Source organism: Halorubrum xinjiangense, from assembly GCF_049604745.1.
Taxonomy (GTDB): Archaea; Halobacteriota; Halobacteria; order Halobacteriales; family Haloferacaceae; genus Halorubrum; species Halorubrum xinjiangense_A.
Genome location: NZ_CP187140.1, coordinates 221,595 through 237,389 on the forward strand (window position 1 = coordinate 221,595; position 15,795 = coordinate 237,389).

At 68.8% G+C, this 15,795-nt stretch carries 17 protein-coding genes; 6 read left to right on the forward strand and 11 right to left on the reverse strand.

Annotated elements, in window-relative coordinates:
- Positions 1-85: 85 nt before the first annotated feature.
- Entirely contained in the window at positions 86-859 is a 774-nt protein-coding gene (locus tag ACOZ35_RS01995) for a pirin family protein (RefSeq protein WP_424014816.1), read from the reverse strand.
- A gap of 202 nt (positions 860-1,061) precedes the next feature.
- On the opposite strand from ACOZ35_RS01995, the gene sod reads away from it, so the two are divergent.
- Complete coding sequence (gene sod, locus ACOZ35_RS02000) at positions 1,062-1,661, forward strand: superoxide dismutase (RefSeq protein WP_424014817.1); 600 nt, start codon at positions 1,062-1,064, stop codon at positions 1,659-1,661.
- 763 nt (positions 1,662-2,424) lie between these two features.
- On the opposite strand, the gene ACOZ35_RS02005 is transcribed toward sod, so the two are convergent.
- Positions 2,425-3,387 carry an ArsR/SmtB family transcription factor gene (locus ACOZ35_RS02005; RefSeq protein WP_424014818.1) on the reverse strand — a complete coding sequence of 321 codons (963 nt, stop codon included), beginning with the start codon at positions 3,385-3,387 and terminating at the stop codon, positions 2,425-2,427.
- 145 nt (positions 3,388-3,532) lie between these two features.
- On the opposite strand from ACOZ35_RS02005, the gene ACOZ35_RS02010 reads away from it, so the two are divergent.
- A complete protein-coding gene (locus ACOZ35_RS02010) occupies positions 3,533-5,020 on the forward strand; it encodes an aldehyde dehydrogenase family protein (protein ID WP_424014819.1) in 1,488 nt (495 codons plus the stop codon).
- A gap of 56 nt (positions 5,021-5,076) precedes the next feature.
- Here the strand turns inward: ACOZ35_RS02010 and tenA are convergent, their stop codons facing one another.
- Complete coding sequence (gene tenA, locus ACOZ35_RS02015; RefSeq protein WP_424014820.1) at positions 5,077-5,736, reverse strand: thiaminase II; 660 nt, start codon at positions 5,734-5,736, stop codon at positions 5,077-5,079.
- Positions 5,737-5,907: 171 nt separating this feature from the next.
- Positions 5,908-6,183: a cytochrome C oxidase subunit IV family protein gene (locus tag ACOZ35_RS02020; protein WP_096393276.1), complete on the reverse strand. Its 276-nt coding sequence runs from the start codon at positions 6,181-6,183 to the stop codon at positions 5,908-5,910.
- Between the two features lie 223 nt (positions 6,184-6,406).
- On the opposite strand from ACOZ35_RS02020, the gene ACOZ35_RS02025 reads away from it, so the two are divergent.
- On the forward strand, positions 6,407-6,925 hold the full coding sequence (locus tag ACOZ35_RS02025; RefSeq protein WP_424014821.1) for a hypothetical protein: 519 nt from the start codon (positions 6,407-6,409) through the stop codon (positions 6,923-6,925).
- Between the two features lie 57 nt (positions 6,926-6,982).
- Here ACOZ35_RS02025 and ACOZ35_RS02030 read toward each other — a convergent pair whose 3' ends face one another.
- The gene (locus ACOZ35_RS02030) at positions 6,983-7,498 is read right to left on the reverse strand and encodes a halocyanin domain-containing protein (RefSeq protein WP_424014822.1); all 516 of its coding nucleotides are present in this window, start codon (positions 7,496-7,498) and stop codon (positions 6,983-6,985) included.
- 147 nt (positions 7,499-7,645) lie between these two features.
- Between ACOZ35_RS02030 and ACOZ35_RS02035 the strand changes: the two genes are divergently transcribed.
- A complete protein-coding gene (locus ACOZ35_RS02035) occupies positions 7,646-8,236 on the forward strand; it encodes a hypothetical protein (protein ID WP_424014823.1) in 591 nt (196 codons plus the stop codon).
- Between the two features lie 27 nt (positions 8,237-8,263).
- Here the strand turns inward: ACOZ35_RS02035 and ACOZ35_RS02040 are convergent, their stop codons facing one another.
- Positions 8,264-9,412 (reverse strand): acyl-CoA dehydrogenase family protein, encoded by a 1,149-nt coding sequence (locus ACOZ35_RS02040; protein WP_424014824.1) that lies wholly within the window; start codon positions 9,410-9,412, stop codon positions 8,264-8,266.
- An 89-nt stretch (positions 9,413-9,501) separates the two neighbouring features.
- Between ACOZ35_RS02040 and ACOZ35_RS02045 the strand changes: the two genes are divergently transcribed.
- Together ACOZ35_RS02045 and ACOZ35_RS02050 are read left to right on the forward strand one after the other, a co-directional pair.
- Positions 9,502-10,110, forward strand: a complete 609-nt coding sequence (locus tag ACOZ35_RS02045) for a hypothetical protein (protein WP_424014825.1) — start codon at positions 9,502-9,504, stop codon at positions 10,108-10,110.
- A 119-nt stretch (positions 10,111-10,229) separates the two neighbouring features.
- A complete protein-coding gene (locus tag ACOZ35_RS02050; RefSeq protein ID WP_424014826.1) occupies positions 10,230-11,027 on the forward strand; it encodes an RIO1 family regulatory kinase/ATPase in 798 nt (265 codons plus the stop codon).
- Between the two features lie 121 nt (positions 11,028-11,148).
- Here ACOZ35_RS02050 and ACOZ35_RS02055 read toward each other — a convergent pair whose 3' ends face one another.
- Genes ACOZ35_RS02055 through ACOZ35_RS02075 form a run of 5 tightly spaced genes read right to left on the reverse strand, consistent with a single transcriptional unit; the run spans position 11,149 to position 15,794 of the window.
- A complete protein-coding gene (locus ACOZ35_RS02055; RefSeq protein ID WP_424014827.1) occupies positions 11,149-12,081 on the reverse strand; it encodes a DMT family transporter in 933 nt (310 codons plus the stop codon).
- Between the two features lie 33 nt (positions 12,082-12,114).
- Positions 12,115-12,867 carry an ABC transporter ATP-binding protein gene (locus ACOZ35_RS02060; protein ID WP_424016096.1) on the reverse strand — a complete coding sequence of 251 codons (753 nt, stop codon included), beginning with the start codon at positions 12,865-12,867 and terminating at the stop codon, positions 12,115-12,117.
- An 8-nt stretch (positions 12,868-12,875) separates the two neighbouring features.
- On the reverse strand, positions 12,876-13,664 hold the full coding sequence (locus ACOZ35_RS02065; RefSeq protein ID WP_424014828.1) for an ABC transporter ATP-binding protein: 789 nt from the start codon (positions 13,662-13,664) through the stop codon (positions 12,876-12,878).
- Positions 13,657-14,838 (reverse strand): branched-chain amino acid ABC transporter permease, encoded by a 1,182-nt coding sequence (locus ACOZ35_RS02070; RefSeq protein WP_424014829.1) that lies wholly within the window; start codon positions 14,836-14,838, stop codon positions 13,657-13,659. Before ACOZ35_RS02070 ends, ACOZ35_RS02065 begins: the two co-directional genes overlap by 8 nt.
- Positions 14,835-15,794, reverse strand: a complete 960-nt coding sequence (locus ACOZ35_RS02075; RefSeq protein ID WP_424014830.1) for a branched-chain amino acid ABC transporter permease — start codon at positions 15,792-15,794, stop codon at positions 14,835-14,837. Before ACOZ35_RS02075 ends, ACOZ35_RS02070 begins: the two co-directional genes overlap by 4 nt.
- Between the last annotated feature and the right edge of the window lies 1 nt (position 15,795).

Here is a 15,795-nt window from a genome sequence, read left to right on the forward strand (position 1 = left end):
TAGATACCACTCCGAATACAAAAAACTCGGTCGGGATTTTCGTCGCGCGCGGTTAGTGTCGTCCCCCGCGGCGGACCGGCGGCTCTCAGAGGACGAACGGGCCCTGCTGGCGGATCGGTTCCCCGTGCGGGCGCCCCGAGACCGCCACCGCGCGAAGTGACCCTTCGGCAGCGACGTCGACCGATTCGGCGTCCGTCACCGGGAGGACCTCGCCCTCGGCGATGGCGTCCGCGGAGCCGGTCGCGGTTCCTCCCACGTCCACCGTCCCCGCGCCGTCGACGACGTAGAGGAAGCCCGTCCACTCGTCCGGGAGCTCCCACCGCCAGGAGTCGGTGACCTCGGCGTCGAGGTACTCCAGCGGCGTGTGCGTCGACAGCGGTGAGCCGTCGCCGACGACCGTGGTGACCGTCGCGCCGTCGAGATCTTGGGTCGGGAGTTCGTCGGGCCCGGCGTCCGAGTAGTCCGGGTCCATCTCCTTCTCCTCGCGCGGCAGGTTCACCCAGAGCTGGAGCCCGTTGCAGCCGGCGCCGTCAGCCGGGAACTCGGAGTGTCGGATCCCGCCGCCGGTCGTGATGTGCATCGCCTCGTTCTCGCGGGCGGTGTTCGTCACCCCGAGACTGTCCTCGTGGTCCATGCCGCCCTCGATCATGTAGGAGACGATCTCGAACCCGCGGTGCGGGTGCATCGGGAACCCCTGGTCCGGCTCGATGTAGAACCGCTCGAAGAGGACGAACGGATCGAGATGCTGCGGATGCGCCTCGGTCGGGAAGGCCCGGTTCGAGTTCACCCCGGTGCCGTGGCGGACGGTCTGGCCCGCAAGGGGCGCCGTCCGGGTCGCGCTCGACTCGTGTTCAGTCACGTTCGAAGGGTGCCGATCACGGCCGATAAGCATCACGATTACGGAACCAAGAAATAGACAGTTTTAGTATCTAATTTATTTATTTTCTGTTTTAAGTGGCTAAAGGGCCATATGTGGTGGTGTGTGGAAACAACAGATATTTTACTGGAATCCGCTACAGAGAATCTTCTTACCGCTGCCGCGAGTACACTGGGACGCAACAATGAGCTACGAACTCGATCCGCTGCCGTACGACTACGACGCACTTGAGCCGCACATCTCCGAGCAGGTGCTCGAATGGCACCACGACACCCACCATCAGGGGTACGTCAACGGCTGGAACTCGGCCGAGGAAACCCTCGAAGAGAACCGCGAGGCGGGCGACTTCTCCTCGTCGGGTGGGGCCATCCGCAACGTGACCCACAACTCCTCGGGTCATATCCTCCACGACCTGTTCTGGCAGAACATGTCGCCGGCGGGCGGCGACGAGCCGACCGGCGCCCTCGCGGACCGCATCGAGGAGGACTTCGGCTCGTACGAGGCCTGGAAGGGCGAGTTCGAGGCGGCGGCCTCCGCGGCGAGCGGGTGGGCGCTTCTGGTGTACGACTCGTTCTCGAACCAACTCCGCAACGTCGTGGTCGACAAGCACGACCAGGGTGCGATCTGGGGCGGTCACCCGATCCTCGCGCTGGACGTTTGGGAGCACTCCTACTACCACGACTACGGTCCGGCTCGCGGCGAGTTCGTCGACAACTTCTTCGAGGTCGTCGACTGGGAGGAGCCGTCGGATCGCTACGAGCAGGCCGTCGAACTGTTCGAGTAATCGAAGCGTAGTCGACCGCGCGACCCGGTCAGAGACGACGTTTCCCCGCTCCGCGCGCCCGCCGCCGGCGACGGAGCGATGCTGTGGGCAGTCTCGGCGGCCCTTTTTCTCTTCGGCCCTGAAACGCAGTTACTTTGGGAACTCACCGCTCGAAACGGCTGTTCGCTTATAAATAGATGATCACGGATCGGTGGCCAACGGCTCCAAAGCCCCAGCCGCCCACTTATAAATGGTAGACTGAATATCAGCGGCGAACACCTCCAAAGCCCCAGCCGCTCGCTTATAAATGAGTACTGGCGGATCGGCGGTGAACACTTCCAAAGCCCCAGCCGCTCGCTTATAAATGAGTACTGGCGGATCGGCGGTGAACACTTCCAAAGCCCCAGCCGCTCGCTTATAAATGAGTACTGGCGGATCGGCGGTGAACACTTCCAAAGCCCCAGCCGGGAGGGCGCCGTACGCTCGCTGCGGTCCTCGGTCGCTCGCTCCGCGCTCGCTCCCTGCGGTCCTTGCGTCGCCTACGGCGCCCTCCCGGCTGCCCCTTTGAGTCCCCCCCGCACCGCTCCGCACAGCACCTCACGCCTCCCCAGCCTCGCCGTTCGCTCCGGGCTCCCTTCGGTCGCCCGTCGCTCACGGCGTCCCTCGCGCGTGCTGACTCGCGGCCGCCGAGGGCGGCCGCTCGCAGGCACGCGCCACCGCAGTTCTTTATAAATGAAGCTCGCTGTCCGCAGTCGTCGAGCGGTGATCGTCCGGATTCGGGTGGTTACCGCGTGTCGAGTTCGGGTGCGTCGGTCTCGACGACCGTTCCGGTCTCGTCGACGCCCACACGCATCTCGTCGCCCGCACAGGAGATCGTCAGGCGGACGCGGAGCGGCTCCTCGGAGACGACCGTTGTCGCGGCGTCGCTCACGCACCAGTCGAACGTCCAGAACGGGACCGAGCTCAGGTCGACGCCGCGGTCCGCGTGAAACCGGAGGACGTCGGCGTCGTCGAGCAGGAGAAGGCCGACAGTGGATCGGAGGTCGTAGCTACAGCGCCGGCAGGCGTGTTCGACCGCGACCTCCTGATCCTCCTCGTCAGGGGTGCGCACGAGGTCGGTCTCGACGGTCCCGGTGCACTCGGGGCAGACGCCGTCCGCGGCCAGACAGTAGTGGTGGCGGACGTAGTGGCCGAACGCGTCCAGCAGGTCGTCCGTCGAGCGGCCGTCGAGCGCGCCCGCCGGGAACGGGTAGCTCACTTGGATCGCGCCGCAGTCGGCGCAGCCGACCGAGAGCGTGTCGTCGACGTACCACGCGTGGAGGTCGCCGCCGCAGGCGTGACACGACCCCTCCGCGGGGAAGAAGCCCAGCTGTGCCCGCTCCGTCAGCGTGCCGGTGAAGATGGCGCTCACCACCTTCCGGCCGGGCGCGCGGAACTCGTAGCCGTCGTCGCGCCGCCGGACGAAGTGCCCGGTGAGCTGGTCGAGGTGATAGCTGAAGTTCGCGCTGTCCGTGGCGTCGACCCGCTCGAACAGGTCGGTGAAGCTCACGGGCGACTCGTCGCCGCCGAGGTCGAGCAGCGCGTGGAGGACTTCGACGCGCGTCTCGTTGCCGAGGACCGAGAACACCTCGGCGGGCGGGATCCGGGACTCGGTCCGCGGGGTCGCTGCCGACGCCTCGGCGCCGTCGATGCGGTCCGTCCGCTCTCCGTCGGCTGCGACGCCGGCGGACCGGTCGAACTGACTCATACGTTCCCCGTCGTTTACCAAGCGGTAAAGTCTGTTGGAGCGGGCGTCGCGCCGGCGCGTTCCTCGGTCGCTCGTCGCTTCCGATCCGGTGGGCATCTCCGCTATCTAACCCCTTTTACCTGTTTCTACCGTTTGGTAAAACGCAATGAGTGACCTATCGATCGACGCGGCGTGGGACGAGCTCTACGTCGACGGCGAGTGGCGCGCGAGCGAGAGCGGCGAGACCATCGCCGTTGAGGACCCCTCGACCCGTGAGACGGTGACCGAGGTAGCCGCCGCGACGGAGGCCGACGTGGACGCGGCCTACGAGGCCGCCGCAGAGGCGCAGGCGGCGTGGGGCGAGCAGCCGCCCGCGCACCGGCAGGAGGTCGTCCAGCAGTTCCTCGGGGCCCTCGACGCCCACAGCGAGGAGATAATCGAGCTGCTGGAGTACGAGGTCGGCGGCTCGGCCATCATGGGCGAGACGTCGATCCAGATCGCGAGCGACCACGCGAGCGAGGCCGCGACGCTCCCGCGCCGGATGAAGGGCGAACACGCCGCCTCCAACATCCCCGGCAAGGAGAACCAGCTACAGGTCGGCCCGAAGGGCGTCGTCACGGTGATCTCGCCGTGGAACTTCCCGCTGAACCTCTCGATGCGGGCGGTCGCGCCCGCGATCGCGGCCGGGAACGCGGTGGTGCTCAAACCCTCGACGAACTCCCCGATCACCGGCGGGCTGCTGTTCGCGAAGCTGCTCGAGGAGACCGACCTCCCCGCGGGCGTGGTGAACGTCGTCACTGGCCGCGGCTCCGAGATCGGCGACCGCGTCGCGAGCCACCCCGAGAGCGACGTCGTCGCCTTCACGGGCTCGACGGAAGTGGGCAAGCGCGTCGCGGGCCTCGCCGGCGAGAACCTCGCCGTCCCGGCGATGGAGCTGGGCGGCAACAACGCGCACGTCGTCACCGCGGACGCCGACCTCGACCGCGCGCTCGACGCCGCCGCCTTCGGCTCCTTCGTCCATCAGGGACAGGTGTGTATCTCGATCAACCGCCACGTCGTCCACGAGGACGTGTACGACGAGTACGTCGCCGGCCTCGTCGAGCGCGCCGAGTCGCTGCCGGCCGGCAGCGTCCACGACTCTGAGACGATCGTCGGCCCGATTATCGACGAGTCGCAGCGCGACGAGATGCTCGGCTACGTTGAGGAGACCGTCGACGCGGGCGCGACGCTGGAGACCGGCGGCGACACGGTTGCCGTCGACGGCGTCGACGACTCCCTCGTCGTCGCGCCGACCGTCCTTTCGGGCGTGACCAACGACATGCCCGTCGCGGCGAACGAGCACTTCGGGCCGATCGCGCCGGTGATCCCGTTCTCCGACGTCGACGAGGCGGTCGCGATCGCCAACGACACCGAGTACGGTCTCTCGGGCGCGGTCCACTCCGGTGACCTCGGCACGGCGAAGGCGATCGCCGACCGCATGGAGACCGGCAACGTCCACATCAACGACCAGCCGATCAACGACGAGGCGCACGTCCCGTTCAGCGGGATCGGCGCCTCGGGCGTCGGCCACTACAACAGCGACGCGTTCCTCGACGAGATCACCGAGACGAAGTGGATCTCGATCCAGCACGAGCCGCGCGAGTACCCGTTCTAAGCGAGCCTCTCCAGCTGCGCGGCCGCTGACCGAGACGACTCGGTCGGCGCGTCGCCTCAGACGCGCCACTCCTCCTCGGTGTAACACATCTCCCAGAACGCGTGTTCGAGGCGGGCGCTCCGGAGGAACGCCGCCCGCATCGCGTCGCGCTCGCCCGGGTACGCCTCGCCGTAGCGGTCGACGAGCTCGCGCATCCACCCGACCGTCTCGCGGAACGCATCGCTCGTGTACTTCTCGATGAACGGGGTGTACCGGTGCTTCTCGCCCGCGAGCGACGCCATGTGGTCGGCGACGTCGAGGTACCCCTGTCCGCACGGGTAGACCGCGGCCGCGACCTCCGCGATCGACCCCTCGTGGGCCGTCCGGACGAGGAAGTCGGTGTAGGCGGCGCAGGTCGGGGCCTTCTCGACGGCCTCCAGGTCCGCGGGCGAGAGCCCGTAGTCGGCGGCGAACGAGCGGTGGAGCTCCATTTCGTCCGCGAGCGTGGCGTGGGCGGTTCCGGTGAGCCGCCGCGTCGTCTCCTCGTCGTCGGCCTTCGTCCCCGCGAGCGCGAAGACGCGCGCATAGTCGAGCAGGTACCGGTAGTCCTGTTTCACCCAGTGGCGGAACGCCGCCTCGTCGAGGGTGCCCTCGGCGAGTTCGACGACGAACGGGTGCTCCTTCTGCGCGTCCCATATCTCCGATCCGGCTTCGAGGAGTCGCTCGCTGAAACTCATCTCGTCGGCCTGTCGTTTCACGCGCAGATATAACTAACTAATATTACTTGGTTGTTATAGTGATAGGCTCCGGTCGAAGACTCGGTTCCCGAACGAGACGATACTACTGCGGACAGGGCGGAAGAGTGCGCTTCGAGGCGGGTCGGGCAGAAAACAGACGGCGGAGTCGGCTTACGAGATGGAGTACGTCGCGGCCGCCATCAGCAGCATGGTGAGCGCGAGCGCGAGCCCCATCAAGTAGGTGAGCGAGCGGTTCTCCCACCGGAGGTGCTGGAAGTACGCGACGATGAGCAGCGTCTTGACCGACGCGATCACCAGCGTCCCGACGATCGCCTGTGTGTACGTGAACTCGATGAACGACGTCTCGAAGAGCGCGAAGTTCAACGTCGCCGCGACGAGGAGGGCGACGTAGATCGCCGAATACAGTTTCACAGAGTCGTGCGCCATCTTACCTCCCACTTCGTCCCAGCGCTTAAAGAATTAACCATCGGGGGATCGCGCGCGCCGGCGCCGGGTAGGGCCGTGCCGACGCTGGGCGGGCCGCGCGCCGGCGCTGGGCGGGCCGCGTGCCGACGCCGGACGGGGCCGCGCCGGCGTTTTGGATCCCGAAACGCCTATCCGCGCGACGGCCGCAGGTTTCGCTAGTCGCAGCACGCGACCGGCACCTTCCGTGACTCCGCTCGAACCGACGGACGACCTGCTCGAATCGCTGTACGTCGTCAACAAGGTCGCAAAGCAGTTCGCCGACGAGGCCACCGCGGCCTACGAGCGCGGCGACGTCACCGAGAGCAACGTGCGCTCGGCACGGAAGGACGCCCTCTACCGGCTCAAGACCGCGGTCCTCTCGCGGATGGTCGCGTACGACGCCGACCGGGTCACCGGCGAGTACCACGCGATCAACGGCGACGTGTGGCTGTTCCTCACCGTCGGCGACTGGCACTTCCACCAGCCGCCGCACGCGATCGGCGGTGACCTCACCGACGCGATCGCGATCGCGAACTCGCGGGCGAACCCGATCGACGCCCCCTACGAACGCGATTCCGCCGTGGAACGCTCCGACCGGACGCTCGAAACGGCGCTCTCGCACCTCGCTGACGTCGGCGCCAACGCCAACGACCACCTCGCGCGGCCGACGGTCACCAGCGAGCACGACCGGATCGTCGACGTCCGCTGGTCGTTCCTCTCGTGAGTCCCGTCTCGTCGCCAAAAAATCGCGTTCGCGTCCGAACGACCCGCCGCGAACTCCTTACGCTTCGACGACTTCGATCGCGCCGAGCATCCCGTTCGCCTGGTGGGGCGTACACTGGTACAGCTGGATGCCCGTGTTGTCGAACGACTGCTCGAAGGTCGTCCCCTCCTCGGAGACGGCGTCGCCGCTGTTGAAGTCGGACTCGGAGTCCTCGACGGAGGCCACGTTGTGCGCGCCGCCGGTCCCAGTCCACTCCCAGACGACGGTCGTGCTGGAGTCGATGCGGATCGCCGCCGGCGAGAAGGCGAACCCGGTGTCGCCCGCGCCGACCTGAACGGTCACCTCGTCCTGCCCGGTGAGGTCGGTGATGGTGCCCTCGTACATGCGGGCGTCCGAGAGGTACTCGTCGATCTCGCTGGGGACGTCCTCGACGGCGTTCCCGCCGTCGCCGCCGTCAGATCCGTCGGACCCGTCGCCGCCGTCACCGCCGCCGGAACAGCCGGCGAGCGTTCCGATGGTCAACGCGGCGCCGGTTCCGGCGAGATACCGCCGTCTGGACAGTTTATCAGACATCATCTGTAGTAGGGTCTGGAGCCTTACAAACCCCCGGATGGCTCCCGTTTTCCGGGAACGTTTCGCCCCCCGATCGACCCGTCCGGTGGTCGGCATCCCGCCGCGCGAGGGGCGGGTTTATCGCGCTCCGGACCGTCCCGGCGACAAATGCGCGAAGACGCGCTGGCGACCCGGCTCGTCGAGCACTACGAGGCGACGGTCGACGACCCGGCGATCCGGCTCGAAGAGCCGTACAACGCCGACGGACGGGAGGGGGTCGTCGACATGTTCGTCCGGACGCGGACGCCCGAGCCGGTCGACCGCGTGATCGAGCTCAAGGCGGACGCCGCGGTCCGGCGGGCCACCGGCGCGAACGAGGTCCTCCGGCAGTACCGCCGGATGGAGCGGTACTTCCACGCCGACGAGCGCCACGCGCTCCGCCCCAAGCTCGGCCGCACCGAGCCGGGCGCCCGCTACCTGCTGTGTTTCGCGCCGACGCCGACCTGCGTCCACCACGTCGCGACGAACCGCACGCTGTACGGCTCCGTCGACCCGGAGGCGCGGGCGGGGGACGTGCCCGCGGTCCGCACCGTCGCGTTCCTGACCGGTCTCGACGGCGACCCCGCCGACCTCGGACTCGTCTCCGTCAACGGCGAGGTGACCTTCGGATCGGCGCCGTTCCGGCAGGCGGTCCCCGAGGACTCGCGGCTCGCCGAGAGCTTACGCGGCGTCGACGACGATTTGATCGAGTTTCCCTGACCCGTCCTCAACCGGTTTCGGACCCGACTACAGCCCCAGTTCGCGCCCGATGACGACGTGTTGGATCTCGCTCGTCCCCTCGCCGATCTCCATCAGCTTCGCGTCGCGGTAGAAGCGCTGCGGCGCGAAGTCGGTGGTGTAGCCGTAGCCGCCGAGCGTCTGGACCGCCTCCTCGGCCACCTCGCGGGCCGCCTCGCTGGCGTCGAGCTTCGCGAGCGCCGACTCCCGGGTGACCGACTCGCCGGCGTCGTATCTCGACGCAGCCCGGTGCGTGAGGAGCCGGGCGCGCTCGATCTGGCGGTGCATGTGGACAACCTTGTCGCGGACCGCGTCGAACTTCGCGATCGGCTTGCCGAACTGCTCGCGCTCGCCAGCGTACTCCTTCGCCGCCTCGTAGGCGCCCTGCGCGAGCCCCACGGAGAGCGCGGCGATGGAGATCCGCCCGCCGTCGAGCGTCTTCATCGTCTGTTTCCACCCCTCGCCCTCCTCGCCGAGCAGCCGGTCCTCCGGGATCCGGACGTCGTCGAAGGTTATCTCGCAGGTCGGCGAGGAGTTGAGTCCCATCTTCTCCCAGACGGTCGTCACCTCGAACCCGTCGTCGTTCGCCGGGTCGACGATGAACGTTGAGATGCCGTCGTAGCCGGCCTCCGGGTCGGTGACGGCCTTCACGAGGATCGAGTTGGCGACGTTCGCGTTCGTGATGAACTGCTTCGTGCCGTTCAGGACGTACTCGCCCGCGTCGGCGTCGTACTTGGCGGTCGTGTCCATGTCGGAGGCGTCCGAGCCGCTGCCCGGCTCCGTGAGCGCCCACGCGCCGAGCCCCTCGCCCTCCGCGAGCGGGCGGAGCCACCGCTCCTTCTGCTCGTCGGTGCCGAACAGGTCGATCGGTTTCGCGCCCAGCGAGGTGTGTGCGGCGTACGAGAGCCCGATCCCGCCGGAGACGCGTCCGAGCTCCTCCGTGACCAGGGCGTACATCAGCTGGTCGCCGCCGAGGCCGCCGTACTCCTCGGTGACCGGGATCCCCATCATGTCGAGCTCCGCGAGGGAGTCGAACACCTCCTCGGGGAAGCGGTGCTCGTCCTCGATCTCCTGGGCGATGGGTGCGATCTCCTCCTCGCAGAACTCCCGGACGGTGTCGCGTATCATCCGGTGTTCCGCGGGTACCTCGAAGTCCATGGGCAAGAATTGCGACGAGCGGGCATAAACGATGCGAACGACCGTGAAGAACCGCGTCCTTTTCCCGAACCGAACCCCACGCGACGCGTATGGCCTCTCGCCCTCCACGAGTCCTTCTCGCGGTCGCCGTCGTCGCGGCCGCCGCGCTCGGCGCGGTCGCGATCGCCGACGCGGCCGACACCGACGGAATCGCCGGTATCGGCGCCGAACCGGAGCCGCCGCGGCTGTCGGTGGAGTCCGTCGAGCGGCTCGACGTCGGCTGCGCCGACGACGTGGCAACGTACGCGTCGAGCCGGACCGGTGGCGGCTCCTTCGACCGGGTCGCGTTCGTCGAGACCGGTGACCCGGCGGCGAACCTCTCGGTAGCCACCGAGCGGACGTCGCCGCGCGGCGCCCGTCTGAGCGCGTTCCGCGTGTACGTCGACTCGGTCGCCCCCGACGAACGCGTCGACTCGGTCTCGACGGCGAACGGGAGCGACGGCTGTCGCGTCGGGATCCAGTATCGGGTGCGCCTCTCGTACGAGCCGCGCTCGTCGGGACCGCTCTCGTTCGGCGACGAGGGGACGCGCGTCCTCTGGCTGGAGAACGGCGAGTACGCTGGCTGTTCCGGGGTCACAGAGGGGTCGCTCGACACCGAGTGCGCCCGCTTCCTCGACGGCGGCGGCCCGGAGCGCACGTGGGCGAACGCGACCGCGTGATCGGCCGCCTCGGGGGTACAGGACCCGCCCCCTTCGGGGGCACGGAGCCCGGCCCCGTGGGCGACCGAGCGTCCGTCCGCGAGCCGACGACTTATGGGGCGTCGCCGCGTTCCGCCGGTATGGAGTTCCGGCAGCTCGTCCGCGGTCGCGTCGACTGGCCCGACATCGAGCGGGTCGCGCGCGAGCTGGCGGACCGGTACGACCGCGACGAGATGCGCGTGCGCTTCCTCGACGCGGACAACTGGCTGTCGACCCCGATGGTCGTCGACGACGACCTCTTCGTGAAGGTGATCACGCGACAGAACACGCTCGTCCATGCGCTGTTCACCACCGGACGGAACCTCGGCGCGTTCTCGGCTGGCACCGAGGGGTTCTTCGAGCGACACGAGACCCCCTACGAGATGGCGCGCCACGAGCTGGAGGCGACCCGGCGGGTCCGCGAGCTCGGAGTCAACGCGCCGGACCCGATCGAGGCGTTCGAGGTCGACGGCCTCGGCGTGCTCGTGTTGGAGTACCTCCCCGAGTTCCGCACCCTCGGCGAGCTCGACGCGGAGACCGTCGCCGGGCTGGCGCCCGACCTCTTTGCGACGCTGCGGACGGTCCACGACGCGGGGCTCGCCCACGGCGACCTCCGGGCCGAGAACGTCCTCGTCGCGGACGGCGAGCTCTACGTCATCGACGCGACCCGCGTGAGCGACGACGGGCGCGAGGCGGCCCGGGCCTACGACCTCGCGAGCGCGCTCGCGGCGCTGGAGCCGCTGATCGGCGCCGCCGAAACGACCGAGGCCGCGCTGACGAGCTACTCGGCCGACGAGCTCCTCGCGGCGCGCCGGTTCCTCGACTTCGTCGCGATCCGCCCGGACCACGACTTCGACGCCGCGGAGCTGACGGGCGAACTCGAAAAGCGCACGGCGTAGGGGTTCCTCGCCGCCGACTCCCGTCTCAGTCCGCGGTCGACTCCGCCGACTCCCGTCTCAGTCCGCGGTCGACTCCGCCGACTCCCGTCTCAGTCCGCGGTCGACTCCGCCGGCTCCCGTCTCAGTCCGCGGTCGACTCCGCCGGCCCGTCGGCCGGATCCGCGCGCTCGCGGCTGACGATCCAGATGCCGACGGCCATCAGCGCGCCGCCGGCGAGGAAGCCCGTGCCGAGCGACTCCCCGAGCAGCGCCGCGCCGAGCGCCGCGCCGACGACGGGCTGCGCGAAGAAGAACACGGCGACGGTCCCCGCAGAGACGTACGAGAGCCCCTTGTACCAGAGAAACCACGCCGCCGCCGTCGACGCGAGTCCGAGGTACAACACGGCGGCCGCCGACTCGACGGTGAGCGGGAGCGCGGCGGGCGAGAGGCCGAGATACCACAGCTCGCCGACCGCGAGGGCTCCGAGCATCGGGACGCTCGCCAGCGAGGAGTACGTCGCCGCGCGGAGCGCCCCGTGCCGCCTGACCGCGCGGAGCCCCCAGACGGTGTAGCCGGCCCACGCCGCGCTCGCGACGAGCAGCAGCGCCACGCCGAGGAGGTTGCCGGCGGCGATCGACGTGAGCTCGTACCGCCCGGCGAGGACGACCGCCGTGCCGACGCCCGCGACCGTCATTCCCCCGGCCTTCGCCGGCGTGACGCGCTCGCCGAGCACGAGCGCCCCCAGCGCGACGGTGAACACCGGGGTGAGGACGGTCAAAAGCGAACCCTGGCTGGCGTTCGTCAGCTCCGTGCCGACGAACTGCGTGGCGACCGTCAGGGTCACCCAGCCGCCGAGCGCCGCGAACGTCGGCCACTCCTCGCGCGACGGGGCGGGACCGCCGCGGCCGGCGACGACGAGCCAGAGCGCCCCGGCGCCCAGCGCGACTCGGAGGAATCCGAGCGTCACCGGGGGGATCAGCGCGAACCCCCACTTGCTGACGACGTACATCCCGCCCCACAGCGCCGCGGCTGTGAGCGGAGCGAGCGCGAACGCGTACCGTCCGAGCGTGGGCATTGAGTGGGATCGGGTGGCGAGCCGGGCGAGGGCTCAGCCGCCGAGGTACAGCTGCGAGACCTCCTCGTCGTTCAGCAGCTCCTCGGGCGTCCCCTCGAACCGGACGGTCCCTTGGTCGAGGACGTAGCCGCGGTCGGAGATGCCGAGCCCCTTCGTCACGTTCTGCTCGACCATGAGAATCGCCGTGTCCATGTCGTTGACCTCTTTGACGTCCTCGAACACGTCGTCGGCCGTGTTCGGCGCGAGCCCCGCGGACGGCTCGTCGATGAGCAGCACGTCGGGCTCCATTACCAGGGCGCGGGCGAACGCGAGCACCTGGCGCTGGCCGCCGGAGAGCGTCTTCGCCTTCGAGCCGCGCTTCTCGTCGATGATCGGGAACCGGTCGTACAGCGTCTCGATGACCTCTTCGAGGCCGCCGTCGCGGGCGACGCCGCCCATCCGGAGGTTCTCGTCGATCGTCAGCGAGCCGAACACGTTGTCGGTCTGCGGGACGTAGCCGATCCCCTCGCGAACGATCTCCTCGGGCGCCATCCCGCCGATGTCGCGGCCGTGGTACTCGACGGTCCCCTCCCACGGCGTCAACATCCCGAACGCGGTCTTGAGCACCGTCGACTTCCCGGCGCCGTTCGGGCCGACCAGACAGACGATCTCGCCCGGATCGAGCCGGACCGAGCAGTCGTCGAGCACCTGTACCTCCCCGTAGCCGCTGTCGACGCCCGACAGCGAGAGCACGGGATCGGTTCCGCCGTGAGGCCCGTCCGCGGCCCCGGTCGTGTCGTCTGTCATACCGTCGCTCATGTGCCGCCTCCGAGGTACGCGTCGATGACGCGGTCGTCGTTCCGGACCCCCTCCGGCGTCCCCTCGGTCAGGACGTGTCCCTGATCGAGGACGACGATCGGGTCCGCGAGATCCATCACGAACTCCATGTCGTGTTCGATGAGCAGGAACGTCGTCCCCTGCTCGTTGAGCCGCCGGATCTGTTCTTTGAGCTTCTTCGCCAGCGTCGGGTTCACCCCCGCCACCGGCTCGTCAAGCAACAGCACCTCCGGCTCGGCGAGCATCGCCCGCGCGAGCTCGACGAGCTTCATCTGGCCGCCGGAGATGTCGGTGGCGGGCTGGGCCGCGAGGTGGTCGATCTCGAAGTCCTCCAAGATCCGCTCCGCCTCGGCGAGGTTCGCCGACTCGCTCTCGGCGACCGTTCCCGGCGAGGTGAAAAGCGAGAGGAACGACTCGCCGGGCTGGTTCCGCGGCCCGACCAGCATCGCCTCGCGGACGGTCATCCCCTCCAGCTTGCGGGGCGTCTGGAACGTCCGGATGAGCCCGTGGTCCGCGACCTGGTACGGCTCCATACCGGTCACGTCGGTCCCGTTCACCTCCACGGTCCCGCCGTCGGGCTCGTAGAAGCCGGAGATGAGGTTGAACAGCGTCGACTTTCCGGCGCCGTTCGGGCCGATGAGCCCGGTGATCGTCCCGCGCTCGACGGCGAACGTCGCGTGGTCGGTCGCCGCGAGCCCGCCGAACGACTTCTGGAGGTCGTCGACGCGGAGGACGGCGTCGTCTTTCGGAAGCGCGCCCTCACTCATCGCCACCACCTCCCTTCTGTTCCCGGACGCCGCTGTCCGGCGTCTCGGGCGTTCCGCCGCCGTCGACGGCGCTCGGCCAGATCAGCTCTCGCTGCGGCGGGAGGACCCCCTGCGGCCGGTAACGCATGACGGCGACGATGACGACGCCGATCAACAGCAGACGCAGCGGCGCGGGGTCTATCGGGAGCGCGACGTCGTTCAGGAAGCGCGTCCCCTCGCGGATCGTGACGATGACGATGCCGCCGAACAGCGCCCCGCGGTTGGAGCCGCTGCCGCCTAAGATCACCGCGACCCACGCGTAGAACGTCGTGATCGGGTCCAGGTCGCCCGGCCCGACGTAGAGGTTCAGGTGCGCGTAGAACACGCCCGCCAGCGCCATGATCAGGCTGCCGAGGATGAACGACTGCATCTTGAACGAGTAGGTGTTCTTCCCCAGCGCCCGCGCGAGGTCCTCGTCGGACCGGATCGTGCGCAGCACGCGCCCCCACGGCGACTGGTGCGCGCGCCGGAGGACGAAGTACGCGGCCCCCGCGAACGCCAGCACCAAGAGGACGTTCAGCGACGCCTGCCAGAACGCCGTCTCGAGGATCACCGGCGACCCCGGAATCACTTCCAGCCGGAGCCCCGGCATCGCCTCCGGGAACGTCGAGAGCACCGGCCACCCGTCGAAGAAGCCCGGGATGCCGCGCAGCCCCGCGCTGCCGTTCGTCAGCCAGCGCTCGTTTAAGACGATCAGCCGCACGACCTCCGCGAGCCCGAGCGAGGCGATGGCGAGGTAGTCGGCCCGGAGCCGGAGCGTCGGGATACCGATGAGCAGCGCGAGCGCGAGCGCGACGACGAGCGCGACGGCGAGCCCGACGAGCGGACTGAAGCCGCCGGCGATCGGCGAGCCGCTCGCGGTCATCAGCGCGGTGCCGTACGCGCCGATGCCGAAGAACGCGGCGACGCTGAAGTTGATCAGTCCCGTGAACCCCCACTGGGCGTTCAGCCCGAAGGATAACAGCGCGTACATCCCCGCCAGTCCGACGAGGAACAGGAAGTATGTCGGGCCGAGCGCGCCGGTGAGCATCGCGACGAGGAGGAACAGCACGAACGCGACGCTGACGCCGAGCACCCACCGCTCCGGGCGAGACAGGTCGGCGAACGCCGCTTTCGGGTCGTCGAGGAGGCTCATGTCGCACCCTCCCCGGCGATCCCGTTCGGCCGGACCAACAGCACGACGACCATGATCACGAACGCGATCGCGTTCGCGTACTCGATGGTGATCATGTTCTCGAGCAGTGTCGCGAGCCAGTTCGGACGGATCGGTAACGCCTCGACCACGTTGGAGAAGAACGGCGTCAGCTGGTTTATCATGCCGATGAGGAAGCCGCCCGCCATCGCGCCGTAGACGGAGCCGATCCCGCCGAGGATCACCGCCGCGAAGATCACCAGCAGGAGGTTAAAGCCCATCCGGGGCGCGAGCTGATTGAAGAGCCCCAGGAACACGCCGCCCGCCCCGGCGAGCCCGGCGCCGATGACCCACGTCCAGAGCTTGACTCGCTTCGTCCGGATACCGCTGACCCGCGCGAGGTCGGGGTTGTCCGCCATCGCGCGCATCTTCCGACCGAGGTCGGTGTACTGGAGCAGGACGTGGAGCCCGACGACGAGCACCACCGCCGACCCGAATATCGCGACGTCGTGGAGCGTTATCCGGACGCCGTACGGCACCAGCGCCTCGATCGGCCGCAGCGGCCGGACGTCGAACCGGGTGAAGTCGGAGCCGAACCGGATCTGGATCACCGCGCGGTAGATGAACGCGATCCCGATCGACGTGATCAGCAGGCCGATCGAGTCGACGTCGAGCGGCTCGTAGATGAGCTTCTCGGTGATTACCGCCACGACCGCGGCGACGGCGATCCCGACGACCAAGGCTAGGAAGAAGCCGTACGGGAGCCCCAACACCGCGCCGCCGAGCCCGCCGACGGCGCCGAAGGTGACGAGCGCCGAGTACGCGCCGATCGTCATCGTGTCGCCGTGCGCGAAGTTCGCGAAGTCCGCGATGCTGTACACCAGCGACAGCCCGATGCTGCCGAGGATGATGATGCTGCTGAACACCAACCCGTTGGCCAGGTATCCGAGGACGGTCATC